13 protein-coding genes are annotated in these 14,662 nt (G+C 61.1%); 7 read left to right on the top strand and 6 right to left on the bottom strand.

Going from position 1 to position 14,662, the window contains the following annotated elements; genetic code table 11:
- Positions 1-14 precede the first annotated feature (14 nt).
- Positions 15-1,262 (top strand): winged helix-turn-helix domain-containing protein, encoded by a 1,248-nt coding sequence (locus KZX66_RS03210; protein ID WP_248076353.1) that lies wholly within the window; start codon positions 15-17, stop codon positions 1,260-1,262.
- On the opposite strand, the gene KZX66_RS03205 is transcribed toward KZX66_RS03210, so the two are convergent.
- Positions 1,252-2,598: a 3-deoxy-7-phosphoheptulonate synthase class II gene (locus tag KZX66_RS03205; RefSeq protein ID WP_248076350.1), complete on the bottom strand. Its 1,347-nt coding sequence runs from the start codon at positions 2,596-2,598 to the stop codon at positions 1,252-1,254. The genes KZX66_RS03210 and KZX66_RS03205 overlap by 11 nt on opposite strands.
- Before the next feature lie 123 nt (positions 2,599-2,721).
- On the opposite strand from KZX66_RS03205, the gene KZX66_RS03200 reads away from it, so the two are divergent.
- Positions 2,722-3,477, top strand: coding sequence for a spermidine synthase (locus KZX66_RS03200; RefSeq protein ID WP_248076348.1), 756 nt, complete (start codon positions 2,722-2,724; stop codon positions 3,475-3,477).
- 51 nt (positions 3,478-3,528) lie between these two features.
- On the opposite strand, the gene KZX66_RS03195 is transcribed toward KZX66_RS03200, so the two are convergent.
- On the bottom strand, positions 3,529-4,320 hold the full coding sequence (locus KZX66_RS03195; RefSeq protein WP_248076345.1) for a crotonase/enoyl-CoA hydratase family protein: 792 nt from the start codon (positions 4,318-4,320) through the stop codon (positions 3,529-3,531).
- Positions 4,321-4,742: 422 nt separating this feature from the next.
- On the opposite strand from KZX66_RS03195, the gene KZX66_RS03190 reads away from it, so the two are divergent.
- Complete coding sequence (locus KZX66_RS03190) at positions 4,743-6,416, top strand: DEAD/DEAH box helicase (protein WP_248076343.1); 1,674 nt, start codon at positions 4,743-4,745, stop codon at positions 6,414-6,416.
- Positions 6,417-6,486: 70 nt separating this feature from the next.
- Here the strand turns inward: KZX66_RS03190 and KZX66_RS03185 are convergent, their stop codons facing one another.
- Positions 6,487-7,254 (bottom strand): class III extradiol ring-cleavage dioxygenase, encoded by a 768-nt coding sequence (locus KZX66_RS03185; protein ID WP_248076341.1) that lies wholly within the window; start codon positions 7,252-7,254, stop codon positions 6,487-6,489.
- Positions 7,255-7,359: 105 nt separating this feature from the next.
- Between KZX66_RS03185 and KZX66_RS03180 the strand changes: the two genes are divergently transcribed.
- Positions 7,360-8,031, top strand: coding sequence for a thiopurine S-methyltransferase (locus KZX66_RS03180; protein WP_248076339.1), 672 nt, complete (start codon positions 7,360-7,362; stop codon positions 8,029-8,031).
- A gap of 138 nt (positions 8,032-8,169) precedes the next feature.
- Here the strand turns inward: KZX66_RS03180 and htpX are convergent, their stop codons facing one another.
- Positions 8,170-9,057 carry a protease HtpX gene (gene htpX, locus KZX66_RS03175; protein WP_248076337.1) on the bottom strand — a complete coding sequence of 296 codons (888 nt, stop codon included), beginning with the start codon at positions 9,055-9,057 and terminating at the stop codon, positions 8,170-8,172.
- Between the two features lie 303 nt (positions 9,058-9,360).
- Positions 9,361-10,572 carry a pyridoxal phosphate-dependent aminotransferase gene (locus KZX66_RS03170; protein ID WP_012723006.1) on the bottom strand — a complete coding sequence of 404 codons (1,212 nt, stop codon included), beginning with the start codon at positions 10,570-10,572 and terminating at the stop codon, positions 9,361-9,363.
- A 202-nt stretch (positions 10,573-10,774) separates the two neighbouring features.
- Between KZX66_RS03170 and msrB the strand changes: the two genes are divergently transcribed.
- The 3 genes from msrB (at position 10,775) to KZX66_RS03155 (ending at position 12,253) form a co-directional block, all read left to right on the top strand.
- Positions 10,775-11,167, top strand: coding sequence for a peptide-methionine (R)-S-oxide reductase MsrB (msrB, locus tag KZX66_RS03165; protein ID WP_248076335.1), 393 nt, complete (start codon positions 10,775-10,777; stop codon positions 11,165-11,167).
- Between the two features lie 127 nt (positions 11,168-11,294).
- Complete coding sequence (locus tag KZX66_RS03160) at positions 11,295-11,780, top strand: glutathione peroxidase (RefSeq protein ID WP_248076333.1); 486 nt, start codon at positions 11,295-11,297, stop codon at positions 11,778-11,780.
- Positions 11,777-12,253 carry a MarR family transcriptional regulator gene (locus tag KZX66_RS03155; protein ID WP_248076330.1) on the top strand — a complete coding sequence of 159 codons (477 nt, stop codon included), beginning with the start codon at positions 11,777-11,779 and terminating at the stop codon, positions 12,251-12,253. Before KZX66_RS03160 ends, KZX66_RS03155 begins: the two co-directional genes overlap by 4 nt.
- Here the strand turns inward: KZX66_RS03155 and KZX66_RS03150 are convergent.
- A complete protein-coding gene (locus KZX66_RS03150) occupies positions 12,207-14,516 on the bottom strand; it encodes a response regulator (protein WP_248076327.1) in 2,310 nt (769 codons plus the stop codon). The two genes, KZX66_RS03155 and KZX66_RS03150, sit on opposite strands and share 47 nt — an antisense overlap.
- Between the last annotated feature and the right edge of the window lie 146 nt (positions 14,517-14,662).

Below are 14,662 nucleotides of genomic sequence, written 5' to 3'. Positions count from 1 at the left end.
TCAAGGAGATGCCCATGCCCGTCGACCTGTGTTTTTCCCTTAAGCAAGCGCGACGCATGGCGCTGGCGGCCCAGGGTTTTTCCGGGCGCCAGGCGCCTGCGCTGATCAAGGCCGCGCAGCTGAACCGCATGATCGAGCGCCTGGGCGTGCTACAGATCGATTCGGTCAATGCCGTGGTGCGTTCCCATTACCTGCCGGTGTTTTCCCGGTTGGGCAATTACTCCCCGTTGCTCCTTGAGCAGGCGGCCTGGAGCCAGGGCCGGCGAAGGTCGTTGTTCGAATATTGGGGGCATGAGGCGTCGTTGCTGCCCATGGCGTTGTACCCGCTGATGCGTTGGCGCATGGCGCGGGCCCGGCAGGGGCAGGGGATCTATACGCAGATGGCGCGGTTCGGTCGCGAGCAGCAGGGGATTATCCAGCGGGTACTGAAGACCGTTGAACAGCAGGGCGCACTGGGCGCGGGCAGTTTGTCGACCCGCGAAGAACGCGCGGGCCCGTGGTGGGATTGGAGTGATGAGAAACACGCGCTGGAATGGCTGTTTGCCGCCGGCCTGGTTACCGTCGCGGGGCGGCGCGGGTTTGAACGTCTCTACGATTTGCCCGAGCGGGTTATTCCTGGCGACATCCTTCAACACGCCCCTCTGACGGAGGCTGAGGCCCAGCGCGGCCTGCTGCTGCACAGCGCCACCGCCCTGGGCGTGGGCAGCGAAAAAGACCTGCGTGATTACTTCCGCCTTGACCCCGCCGACAGTCGCAGTCGCTTGGCCGAGTTGGTCGAAAACGGCCAATTAATGACATGCCGGGTGCAGGGTTGGAAGCAGCCGGCGTATTGCCTGCCCGCGCCTAAAGTGCCGCGCAAGGTAGCGACCAGTGCGTTGCTGTCGCCGTTCGATTCACTGATTTGGGAGCGCAGTCGCACCGAGCGTCTGTTCGATTTCCGCTATCGGCTGGAGATCTACACCCCGCAACAGAAGCGGGTTTACGGCTACTACGTGCTGCCGTTTTTGCATAACGAGCGCATCGCCGCACGGGTCGACGTGCGTGCCGAGCGTGCCAAAGGGCGCCTGGCGGTGCACGCGGTGCACGAAGAGGAGCCGGGGTTGGATGACGAGGGCATGTTGGCGCTGTCGCTCAACCTGCGGCAAATGGCCGATTGGCTGGGCCTCGAGCAGGTCCAGCTCAATTGCCAGCGGCCAAGTGCCGCACGGTTGCGCATCGCCACAACACGCACTCATCAAGCCTCAGGGGTTCTCAGCGTTTGACCTGCTTCAACGTCTCGGCAATCAGGAACGCCAGTTCCAGCGACTGATCCGCGTTCATCCGAGGGTCGCAGTGGGTGTGGTAGCGGTCCGACAAGCCATCTTCGGTGATCGGCCGAGCGCCGCCGATGCATTCGGTGACGTTCTGCCCGGTCATCTCGATATGAATCCCGCCGGCATAGGTGCCTTCGGCCTGGTGCACCTGGAAGAACTCTTTCACTTCTCCAAGGATCTGCGCAAAGTCGCGGGTCTTGTAGCCGCTGCTGGCCTTGATGGTGTTGCCATGCATCGGGTCCGAGCTCCACAGCACTTGCTTGCCTTCGCGCTGCACCGCGCGAAGCAGGTTCGGCAGGTGGTCGCCGACCTTGCCGGCGCCCATGCGCGCGATCAGGTTGAGGCGGCCGGGGTCGTTGTCCGGGTTGAGGATGTCGATCAGGCGGATCAGGTCGTCGGGGTTCATGCTCGGGCCGACCTTGACCCCGATCGGGTTGTTCACCCCGCGCAGGAACTCGACATGGGCCCCGTCCAACTGACGGGTGCGGTCGCCGATCCACAACATGTGGGCCGAGCAATCGTAGTAGTCGTTGGTCAGGCTGTCGCGGCGCACGAACGCTTGCTCGTAGTTGAGCAGCAGCGCTTCGTGGGCGGTGAAAAAGCTGGTTTCGCGCAGTTGCGGCGAACTGTCCATGCCACAGGCGCGCATGAATGCCAGGGTTTCATCGATGCGGTCGGCCAGTTGGCTGTATTTTTCGGCCAGGGCGGAGTTGGCGATAAAGTCCAGGTTCCACTTGTGCACCTGGTGCAGGTCGGCGAAACCGCCCTGGGCGAAGGCGCGCAGCAGGTTGAGGGTGGCGGTGGACTGGTGGTAGGACTGCAGCAGACGTTCCGGGTCCGGCACACGGCTTTTTTCGTCGAAGCCGATACCGTTGACGATATCGCCACGGTAGGCGGGCAGGGTGACACCGTCGATGGTTTCGTCGTTGGCCGAGCGAGGCTTGGCGAACTGACCGGCCATGCGCCCGACTTTCACCACCGGGCAGCCCGCGGCGAAGGTCATCACGATCGCCATTTGCAGCAGCACTTTGAACGTGTCGCGGATTTTCGCGGCGGAGAACTCGGCAAAGCTCTCGGCGCAGTCGCCGCCTTGTAACAGGAAGGCGCGACCCTGGGTCACTTCGGCAAACTGACGGCGCAACTCGCGGGCTTCCCCGGCAAACACCAGCGGCGGATAACTGGCCAGGCTCTGCTCCACCTGGGACAGGTGTGCGGCGTCCGGGTACTGGGGTTGTTGCTGGATCGGCAGGGCGCGCCAGCTGTCGGGGCTCCAGGGTTGGCTCATCATGAACTCGATTGGCTGATTGACGGTCGGGCGCCAATGTTATCAGCAATTAGTGCGTGACCTGCTGCTGCCGGTTGGCCGACAATCGCGCCTTTGCCGTGCGGCAACTCATTAGGAGCAGTGATGACAGAGGAGCGTGTCGAGCGCGTGCTGGCCGAGGTCCATGATGACTTTGGCATGATCCGTGTGCTCGAAGTGGCGGATTACCGTTTTCTCGAGTTCGGCGATGCCATCGAGCAAAGCTGCGTGTTCACCGCCGACCCGAGCTGGCTGGAGTACGACTACACCCGCGCGATGCTGATTGGCGCGTTGTGCCATGAGCAGCCCGAGAGCGCGTTGTTCCTCGGATTGGGCGCCGGTACGCTGACCCAGGCCTGCCTCAAGTTTCTGCCGCTCGAAGACGTCGAAGCGATCGAACTGCGCCCCGATGTGCCGCGTCTGGCCATCGAGTTCATGGGGCTGGATGATGATCCGCGACTGTACATCCGCATTGGCGATGCCCTGGCGTTGCTGGAAACCGCTGAGCCGGCTGATTTGATTTTCGTCGACCTCTATACCGATGTTGGCCCCGGTGTCGGCCACCTGGCCTGGACCTTCCTGGAAAACTGCCAGAAAAAGCTCAACCCCGGCGGCTGGCTGGTGATCAACCAGTGGGCCACCGACGACGGCAAACCCTTGGGGGCGGCCCTGCTGCGCGGGTTGTACCATCGCCATTACTGGGAACTGCCGGTCAAGGAGGGCAATGTGATTCTGCTGGTGCCGTCGGAGCTGGATCAACTGTTGGACCAGGACGCGCTTTCTGCTCGCGCAGAAGCCCTGGCGCCGCGCCTTGGATACTCGTTGCAGTCGTTGATCAAGGTGATTCGCCCAGCAACTTAGTGGTCTGTTCTGACGCCTTCGCGAGCAAGCTCGCGGAGGCGTCGATACCCCTCAGATACCCTTGAACACGCCCGGCCGCTTTTCGATCATCGCCCGTACGCCTTCCCTGGCATCTTCGCTGTTGAACAGTTTATCCACCATTGGCGGCAGCGCCGCGGCCGCCACCGTCTCGCCTTCCATGCGCGCCAAACGCGCCGACATCAACGTAGCCTGCACCCCCAGCGGTGCCTGGCGCGCGATCCGGCTGGCCAGTTCAATGGCGCGTGGCAGCAGGTCTTCGCTGGCCATCACTTCCTGTACCAGCCCGAGTCGCAGGGCTTCATGGGCGTCGAACTCGTCGCCGGTGAGCAACCAGCGCATCGCATTGCCCCAGCCGGCGATCTGATGAAAGCGCAAGGTCGCGCCACCAAACGGAAAGATCCCGCGCTGTACTTCCATCTGCGCAAAGCGCGTGTTGCTCGCACACAGGTTGATATCCGCCGCCAGCATCAGTTCGATCCCAATGGTCAGGCAGTAACCCTGCGCCGCAACGATCACCGGTTTGCTCACGCGGGGCCCGGCAAACACGCCCCACGGATCGCAGCCGCCCAGAGGGGGTTGCCAGCCGTCAGCCATCACCGCGCTTACATTGGCGAGGTCGAGCCCGGCGGTGAAGTGGTCGCCATGGGCAAAGACCACGGCCACCCGCGCCTGGTCATTTCGATCAAATTCGCCATACGCCAGGCTCAGGTCATTGAGCAAATCCAGATCGAAGGCATTACGCTTGGCCACCCGGTCCAGGCCCAACAGCAGGACATGGCCCTGGAGTTCACGGCTGACGCGGCTGCTGCTGGCTTGATTCATCGGGTGTGCCCTCGGGCGCAGGGAAGGGTTTCAGACCAAAGGTCTTGAACGTTGAGTGAAACGTTTAAGCGTTATGACCCGCAGGGCCGGGCCTTTGAAAAATAGACGCTGGCGGTGTTATCTGCAAAGACTGTGACGCAGCGCGGTTTATCGGCGCTTTGCGATAAAAAAAGCTCCCTTTTTCAGGTATTTCCGGTATAGTGCGCGCCGGCCTTTAACCGGGCCGCGTTTAGGTAGCGCAATTCCCCGAAGTCAGCTTCGGCTGCACGTCCGCACAGCGGACTCTTCCTTGACGAATCTTTTTCATTCATTCGTTTTCGCAAATCCCCGCCGACAAAGCAGCCAGGGCGACTCTTGAGTCTCAACACGGCATGCGCAGCTTTGGAGCATGGGTCTTTGCGGATGCACTTAGAGGCAGACCCATGACCCAGGAAACCGGCGGCTTCGCCGCTTTTAATCTTAACCCGAACATTCTTGCTGCCGTCATCGCGACCGGCTACGAAGAACCTTCGGCGATTCAGCAGCAATCGATCCCGATCATCATGGCCGGCAAGGACATGATTGGCCAGGCGCAAACCGGTACCGGTAAAACCGCCGCGTTCGCCCTGCCTATCCTGCACTGCATCGATCCTGCCAAGCGCGAACCGCAAGCCCTGATCCTGGCGCCAACCCGTGAGTTGGCGCTGCAAGTAGCAACCGCTTTCGAAACCTACGCCAAGCAAATGCCAGGCGTGACCGTTGTGGCCGTTTACGGCGGCGCGCCTATGGGCCCACAACTGAAAGCCATCCGTAATGGCGCACAGATCGTTGTCGCCACCCCGGGCCGTCTGTGCGACCACCTGCGTCGTGACGAAAAAGTCCTGTCGACCGTTAACCACCTGGTGCTCGACGAAGCTGACGAAATGTTGAAGCTGGGCTTTATGGATGACCTGGAAGTCATCTTCAAGTCGCTGCCACCGACCCGTCAGACCGTGCTGTTCTCGGCCACTCTGCCACAGTCGATCCGTGCCATTGCCGAACGCCACCTGCGCGATCCGGAGCACGTAAAAATCCAGACCAAGACTCAGACCGTTACCGCGATCGAACAGGCTCACCTGTTGGTTCACGCTGACCAGAAGACCTCGGCTGTATTGAGCCTGCTGGAAGTTGAAGACTTCGACGCCCTGATCATGTTCGTGCGCACCAAGCAAGCGACCCTGGACTTGGCCAGTGCCCTGGAAGCCAAAGGCTACAAAGCCGCTGCGCTGAACGGTGACATCGCCCAGAACCAGCGTGAGCGCGTGATCGATTCCCTCAAGGATGGCCGTCTGGACATCGTTGTCGCGACCGACGTTGCTGCTCGTGGCCTCGACGTTCCGCGTATCACCCACGTGTTCAACGTTGACATGCCTTACGATCCAGAGTCTTACGTTCACCGTATCGGCCGTACCGGCCGTGCGGGTCGCGAAGGTCGTGCATTGCTGCTGGTGACGCCACGTGAGCGCCGCATGCTGCAAGTGATTGAGCGTGTAACCGGTCAGAAAGTCGCTGAAGTGCGCCTGCCGGATGCCCAGGCTGTTCTCGATGCACGCATCAAGAAACTGACTAACAGCCTGGCCCCTCTGGTGGCTGACGCTGAATCGACCCACGGCGACCTGCTGGACCGCCTGACTGCCGATATCGGTTGCACCCCGCGTGCCCTGGCTGCCGCTTTGCTGCGCAAAGCCACCAATGGTCAGGCCCTGACCCTGGCAGCCATCGAGAAAGAGCGTCCACTGGTTCCGAACAGCGCGCCACGCAGTGATCGTCCAGAGCGTACCGGCGACCGTCCGGACCGTGGCGATCGTGAGCGTCGTGCTCCGGTTCCATTGGCCGAAGGCCGTGCTCGTTGCCGTACCGCGCTGGGTGCGCGTGATGGTATCGCTGCCAAGAACCTGCTGGGCGCAATCCTCAACGAGGGTGGCCTGGCACGTGAAGCGATCGGTCGCATCCAGGTCCGTGACAGCTTCTCCCTGGTGGAGCTGCCGGAAGACGGTCTGGAAAAACTGCTGGCCAAGCTCAAAGACACTCGCGTTGCCGGCAAGCAGCTCAAGCTGCGTCGCTACCGCGAAGATTGATCCGCCCTTGGGCTGATTGATCGCACATAAAAAATCCCCGACTGGTTCGGGGATTTTTTTTGCGTCGGGTTCAGCCGAAGCGGTAGATGTCCATGCCCAGCGCACCCAGGGTGAACCCCTGGTGCGCCACACTGAACTTACCGCCGGCGCCACGCGCAAAGTAAAGCGGCAACAGGTGCTCGTCGCTCGGGTGACTGCGCACGGCGTAAGGCGCCTGACGACGATAATCATGCAACGCGGCTTCATCGTCGGCCGCCAGTTTTTCCACCACCCAGTCGCGAAACTCCCGTGCCCAGGGCTCAATGCTTTCAGGCCCAGCGTGCCAGTCCAATTCCCCCAGGTTATGGGTGATGCTGCCGGAGCCGATCAGCAGCACGCCGTGTTCGCGCAGGCCGGCCAAAACGTGCCCGATTCGGGTTTGCAGGGCCGGGCCCACGCGGCTGGGCAAGGAAACCTGGACCACCGGGATATCGGCCGCCGGGTACATCAGCGACAGGGGCACCCAGGTGCCATGGTCGAACGGGCGCGTGTCATCGACTCGCACTGCCAGGCCATCGGCGTGCAACCGCTCCACAATCTCGGCCGCCAAGTGCGGGTCGCCCGGTGCCGGGTACTGCACGGCAAACAGCTCGCGAGGGAAACCGCCGAAGTCGTGCCAGGTTTCGGGTGCGGCGCTGCCGCTGACCAGCAGTTCCCTGCTTTCCCAATGAGCCGAGACCACGACAATCGCCTTCGGCCGGGGCAGTTGCGCCGCCAAACGTTGCAGCGCCGGCCCGCTGGCGCCGGGTTGCAGGGCGAGCATCGGCGAGCCGTGAGAGATAAACAGGCTGGGGAGCATAAGCGGGGTCCTGAACGTTAACATGGCCCCATCTTCATTCAGTTCATTGATCAAAATCTAATATAAGTTTTAGCGCTATTTGATCGAATTTTCGGAGGTGGTTCCATGGAGCCCAAATTTTGGCAGGAGCGCTGGGCGCGCAATCAAATCGGCTTTCACCTGCCCGAGGTCAACCCGTACCTGTCACGGCACTGGCCATCGCTGGCGCTGGCCGAAGACGCCAAGGTGCTGGTGCCGCTGTGTGGCAAAAGCCTGGACTTGATGTGGCTGGCCAGCCAGGGGCACCGTGTGCTCGGTGTCGAGTTGTCGGAGCAGGCGGTGGTGGCATTCTTCGATGAACAAAACCTGACGCCGCGAATTACCCGGTGCGGACCGTTCCAGGTGTACCAGGCGGATTCCATTGAGCTGTGGTGCGGTGATTTCTTTGCGCTGGATGCGCAGGCGTTGGCCGATTGCACGGCGCTCTATGACCGCGCCGCCTTGATTGCCTTGCCGCCACTGATGCGCGCGCAGTACACCGAGCATTTGAACAACCTCCTGCGGCCTGGCTGCCAGGGGTTGCTCATTACCCTCGACTACGACCAGACGCAAAAGGCCGGCCCGCCGTTTGCCGTGTCGGATGAGGAAGTGAAACTGCTGCTGGGGGCGCACTGGAGCCTGCAGGTGATCGATGAGCAGGATATCTTGGGCGAGAGCTGGAAGTTCGTGCAGGATGGCGTCACGCGTCTGGATGAGCGTGCTTATCGACTGTCAAAGGATCGGCCGATCGTTGCCTGACGCCTGATGCGGCGGCGGTCTTTGGTATTGGGGCTGCTACGTAGCCCGGCGCGGGCAAGCCGCTCGCCACAACAGCGGTGTTTTTTACGCGCAAAAAAAGGGGCGACTCAGTCGCCCCTTCTCTGGTTGCAAGCGCTATCAGCCGCGACGACGCAATGCGTCGATACGCTCTTCCAGCGGCGGGTGGCTCATGAACATGCGAGCCAGGCCCTGTTTGATGCCGCCGTTGATACCGAAGGCGGTCAGGCTGTCGGGCATATGCACCGGCAGGCCTTGTTCGGAGCGCAGGCGTTGCAGCGCGCCGATCATTGCGTTGGTGCCTGCCAGGCGTGCACCGGCTTCGTCTGCGCGGAACTCACGTTTGCGCGAGAACCACATCACGATCGCACTGGCCAGGAAGCCCAGCACCACTTCGGCGAAGATGGTCGCCACGAAGTAGGCGATACCACGGCCGTCTTCGTTCTTGAAGATCACCTTGTCGACAAAGTTGCCGATGATCCGCGCAAAGAACATCACGAAGGTGTTCACCACGCCCTGCACCAGTGCCAGGGTGACCATGTCGCCATTGGCGACGTGGCCGATTTCGTGCGCCAGTACCGCTTTTACTTCGTCGGGCGAAAAACGCTCCAGAAGGCCTTGGCTCACGGCCACCAGGGCGTCGTTCTTGTTCCAGCCCGTGGCGAAGGCGTTTGCCTCATAGGCAGGGAAAATCCCCACTTCGGGCATTTTGATGCCTGCTTCCTGGGACAACTGCTCCACGGTTTGCATCAGCCATTGTTCGTGGCGGGTGCGCGGTTGAGTGATGATCTGGGTACTGGTGCTCATTTTCGCCATCCACTTGGAGATGAACAGCGAGAACAGCGAGCCGGCAAAACCAAAGACCGCACAGAAAATCAGCAGCTGATTGAGGTTCAGATCAACCCCATTGGCCGCCATGAACCCGTCGAAACCGAAAAGGCTCAGGGTGACGCTGGCAATCAGCACGACCGCCAGGTTAGTGGCCAAGAACAGCAGAATGCGCATCATGGTTGTAGAGTTCTCCTCATGCTTAATATGTCGCTTACTGCGGGGTATATAAGGTGCGGCCTTGGGTGATTCAACCGGGCGACTATTTCAAACTGTGTCCTACAGCCTTAATGTACAGTCTTGAAGGGATTTTCTTACACGCAATGCCGCCCGTGATCAACCTCCAGTTGCCTTTAGGCCCCGTAACTACTGGGGCGCGCAGGCAATTGAGGGTAAGCGGGCTGCGGCGGTGGGCGATGAGCAGAGAAGTGTTGCCAGATAATCGCTGTACGACCGAATCTCGGTCGTACAGCGCGATTTCCACTACTGGCGATAGGACTTGAGGAAATTGCCGATACGACCAATGGCCATGTCCAGGTCATCCACGCGCGGCAAAGTCACCACGCGGAAGTGATCCGGCCACGGCCAGTTGAACGCCGTGCCTTGGACCACCAGCAGTTTTTCCGACAGCAACAAGTCCAGCACGAACTTTTCGTCGTTGAGGATCGGGCAGACTTTTGGGTCGATCCGTGGAAAGGCGTACAGCGCGCCCATGGGTTTTACGCAGCTGACGCCCGGAATCGCGTTGAGCAGTTCCCAGGTACGGTTACGCTGTTCCAGCAGGCGGCCTTGGGGCAGGATCAGGTCGTTGATGCTCTGGTAGCCGCCCAGGGCCGTCTGGATCGCGTGCTGGCTCGGCACGTTGGCACACAGGCGCATATTGGCCAGCATGTCGATACCTTCGATGTAGCTTTGCGCATTGTGCTTGGGACCGGAAATGGCGATCCAGCCGGAGCGGAAACCCGCCACGCGGTACGATTTGGACAGCCCGTTGAAGGTCAGGCACAGCAGGTCCGGCGCCAGGGAGCCGGTGCAGATGTGCACGGCGTCATCGTAGAGGATCTTGTCGTAGATCTCGTCGGAGAACACCACCAGGTTGTGCTGGCGTGCCAGTTCGAGCATGCCCAGCAGCACTTCTTTGGAATACACCGCGCCGGTCGGGTTGTTCGGGTTGATGATCACCAGGGCCTTGGTGTTCGGGGTGATCTTGGCCTTGATATCGGCCAGGTCCGGGAACCAGTCGGCGCCTTCGTCACACAGGTAATGCACCGGGTGGCCGCCGGCCAGGGTCACGGCTGCGGTCCACAGCGGGTAGTCCGGTGCCGGCACCAGGACTTCGTCGCCGTTGTTGAGCAGGGCCTGCATGGACATCACGATCAGCTCGGACACGCCATTGCCCAGGTAGATGTCTTCGATGCCGACACCTTCCACCTGTTTCTGCTGGTAGTACTGCATCACCGCCTTGCGCGCACTGAACAGGCCTTTGGAGTCGCTGTAGCCCTGGGCGGTGGGCAGATTGCGGATCACATCCTGGAGGATTTCGTCCGGCGCTTCGAAACCAAAGGGCGCCGGGTTGCCAATGTTCAGCTTGAGGATGCGGTGACCTTCCTCTTCCAGGCGCTTGGCGTGCTTGAGCACTGGGCCGCGAATGTCGTAGCAGACGTTGGCGAGCTTGTTCGATTTGCTGACCTGCATGGCGATGTGATCCTGAAAATGAACGATCCAGACGGCGTGGACACTACCGTACTGTGAGTCCTGCGAGGCCCGCACCCATAAATACGTTTGAATGCCGATAGCGCGGGTGCCAGACTGGCGTTTTGAAGAGGCGCAATCATACGTGCCGCCTGATCCATGGAAAAGACACAGATCAGGCTTTTTAAGTTGCCGAGGTGTAGCGATGGACAAGTTGCAGAAAACCGTTGATGAGTGGAAGGCTATGCTCGATCCGGAGCAGTACAACGTGTGCCGCCTCAAAGGCACCGAGCGGCCGTTCAGCGGCAAGTACAACGGTACCAAGACCGATGGCGTGTACCACTGTATTTGCTGTAACGAGCCGCTGTTCGATTCCAAGGCGAAATTTGACTCGGGCTGTGGCTGGCCGAGCTTCTACGAGCCGATTGCCGACAGCGCGATGATCGAGATCCGTGACGTCAGCCACGGCATGATCCGCACCGAAGTCACCTGCGCCAAATGCGATGCGCACCTGGGCCATGTGTTCCCCGACGGCCCACCGCCGACCGGCCTGCGTTATTGCATCAACTCGGTGTGCCTGGACCTGGTGCCGCGCTAGCCCAGGGCTGCCCCTGTGCAACTGTGCGGGGGTGATCTATAGCGGGGTATCACTCCAGGTAATTAAATTGCACACAATTGAATTGCCCGCTATGGTTTTGCTCCTTCCCCTTCATCGAGGCACCGCCATGAGCGACAACCTGCTGAGCATCCCCTGCACCACCATCAAGGGTGAGCAAAAGACCTTGGCCGATTTTGCCGGCAAGGCCGTGTTGGTCGTCAACACCGCCAGCAAGTGTGGCTTCACCCCGCAATACAAGGGCCTTGAGCAACTCTGGCAGCAATACAAGGATCAGGGCCTGGTGGTGCTGGGCTTTCCCTGCAACCAATTCGGCAAGCAGGAACCCGGTGACGAAGGGGCTATTTCTGAGTTCTGCGAGCTGAACTTCGGTGTCACTTTCCCGCTGTTCAAGAAGATCGACGTCAACGGCAGTGGGGCGCACCCGCTGTTTGTGCAGCTGAAAAAACAAGCACCGGGCGTGCTGGGCACCCAGGGCATCAAATGGAACTTCACCAAGTTCCTCGTCGGCCGCGATGGTCAGGTGGTCAAGCGGTTTGGTCCGACCACCAAGCCTCAGGACCTGACCCAAGAGATTGAAGCCCTGCTCAAATGACCGACCTGGCCCTGGACAACCAGCTGTGCTTCAAGCTCTACGCGGCGTCACGCGCGGTGACCCGCGCCTACAAGCCGATGCTTGATCAATTGGGCCTCACGTATCCGCAATACCTGGTGATGCTGGTGCTGTGGGAATGGCACCACCTGCCCCCGGCGCAACCGACGGTCAAGGCCTTGGGTGAGCGCTTGATGCTCGACTCGGGCACGTTGACCCCATTGCTCAAGCGGCTGGAGCAGATGGGCTGGGTGGCGCGCCGACGCAGCACCCAGGATGAGCGCGAAGTGCACCTTGGGTTGAGTAAAGCCGGCGTGCTATTGCGCGATCAGGCCTACGCCCTGAAGACCCGCCTGCTGTGCGACAGCGGCGTCGACCTGAACCAGGCCGATGCTCTGCGCGACGGCCTGGATCAATTGCTGGCGCAGGTCAGAGCGCTGTCGTCGTCGGCACCCACAGGTCCAGCAGCGCGTTGAGTTCTTCCCGGCGAAACGGTTTGGCCAGGTAATCGTTCATCCCCGCCGCCCGGCAACGCTCGCGCTCCTCGGACAAGGCGTTGGCCGTCACCGCGACAATCGGCAGGTCCGGCCAGCGCCCGCTGCGGCGAATCTGCCGGCTGGCCTCGTAGCCGTCCATCACCGGCATGTTGCAGTCCATCAAGACCATGTCGAAGCGTTGTTCTTCGAGGAGCTTGAGTGCTTCGCCACCGTGGGCGGCCACGATCACTTCGCAGCCCAGCTTGCTGAGCATGCCCTTGGCCACCAACTGGTTGACCGGGTTGTCCTCCACCAGCAGGATGCGCGCCCGATGCGCAAGCGGCGCGGCGTCCAGCTGGATCGGGTCAAGCACCGGGTGAGCCTCGGTGCGCAAGTTGCGCTGCAGGATCTGGTACAGCGCATTGCGGCTCAAAGGGCGCGCTTGTTGCTGCAGCGGTGCCAGGGCCGCCACTTCTTCGCTGGGCATGAAATTGCCGTAGGCCGTCACCAACAAGATGGGCGCGGTAATGCCCGGCCGAATGCGGAACAGGCATTCCGGGCAATCGGTCATCAACAGGTCAGGTGTTTGCCCGCTCAGGTCGTCATCCATGGTGAAGCAATGCGGCGTCAGCCCCCAACTGGGCAACAGGGCCGTGAGCAGCTCCGTCAGGCCGCCGCCGGCATTGGCGATGATCATGACCGTACCGGTGAGCGGTGGGGGCGCAACCGCAGGCGAATGGGTCGGCAATGGCAAGTCCGCGCAGAACTGGCTGCCAAAGCCCACCTCCGAGCTGATGCTCAAGCGCCCCTTCATCGCTTCACACAGGTTATGCGTGAGCGCCAGGCCCAGGCCGGTGCCGCCAAACTGGCGAGTGATACCGGCGCCGGCCTGGGTGAACGGTTGGAAGATTTTTACCTGGGCGTCCTGAGCAATGCCGATCCCGGTATCGCAGACCTCAATGCGCACCCCGCCGTCGTGGGTACGCAGGCGCACATCCACCCGGCCAAAGCGCGTGAACTTCAGCGCGTTGGACAGCAAGTTGCTGACGATCTGCCGCACGCGGGTCGGGTCACCCAGCACTTGCGCCGGGAACTGCGGGTCGATCAGGCACGTCAGCTCGACGCTGGGCGCGGCGTTCTGCGACAACAGGTTGGCGGTGTCTTCCACCAGCGCGCCCAGGTCGAACGGGATGTGCTCCAGCTCCAACTGGCCGGCGTCGAATTTGGACAGGTCGAGGATATCGTTGAGCAACTCCACCAGCACTTTGCCCGAGTCATGGGCGATGGACAGTTGCTGGCGCTGCTCGGCGTTCAATGGGCTGTCCAGCGACAGCGCGATCATGCCCAGCAGCCCGTTGAGCGGGGTGCGAATTTCGTGACTCATGTTGGCCAGGAACGCCGCCCGGGCCTGGGCCATGCCCAGCGCATTCATTCTGGCGGCTTCCAGTTCATCGTTGGACTGGCTCAAGCGTTGGTTGCTGGCCTTAAGCTCCAGGGTGCGCGCGGAGACGATATTTTCCAATTGCCCGAGGTATTCCGTAAGTCGGTCTTCGGCGTGGCGACGCTGCTGGATTTCCGTCTCCAGGGTGTCGAATTGCTGGTTGGCGACGTTGACCAACACCCCGATTTCATCGTGTTCATGCCCCGGTGGGCAGTCCAGGCGCGTCTGCCTGCGTGTGCTCAGCTCGCCGATAATGCGCACCAGCGGTTGGGTCAGCATTACGTAAAACAGGCCAAGCAAGATGCCGGTCAGCAACAGGCTGCGCACAAAGCCGTTGAGCAGCGTGATCTCGGCGCGGCGCAGGAAGCGACTACCAAAGGCGTAGGTGTCGACGTCAAGACGCAGCACCCCAAGGGACTCATTGGGCATGTGGCTCAGAAACAACGGGTCTTCAAACTGGCGGGTGGCGCCGAACAAGAAGTCGCTGATCGGCCGATAGGGGCTTTCTTTGCGCGGTCTGTCTACGTCGGCCAGTACCACGCCGTTGTTATCGATCAACTGTGCGTGGGTGATGGCGGGGGAGGACAACAGCCCGAGGGTCAGTTCCTGGGCCAGTTCGGCGTCGATGTTGTAGGCGATACGTGACGCGGGGTTATGGCTGATTTCGATCAGCGAGCGAATTTCACGGTTGATGGATGCGTCTTCGCTGGCATAATCAATGCCGATTTGGATCAGGCTGAGCAGGGTTCCCAAGACGAAACCGACCAGCACAGTCAATCGGGCTTGTTTATAAGACAAGCGGTGGGCGAACTTGATATCCATCGAGTGTTGAACCACTTTACGTTTCCCTTCGCCCGGCAAGCATAGCTGAACATCCGCACGCTCTCGCTTGCCCGGCATGAATCGTTGTTTACGCGGCCCATGCGGCCTGTCGCAGGGTTGCCAATACGCCATCTTTTGCAGGAACT

The sequence above is a fragment of the Pseudomonas sp. EYE_354 genome (assembly GCF_023148575.1).
In the GTDB taxonomy this organism is placed as follows: Bacteria; Pseudomonadota; Gammaproteobacteria; order Pseudomonadales; family Pseudomonadaceae; genus Aquipseudomonas.
The sequence above is the reverse complement of the archived record's forward strand: the minus strand, read 5'-3'. Positions and strand labels throughout refer to the sequence as shown.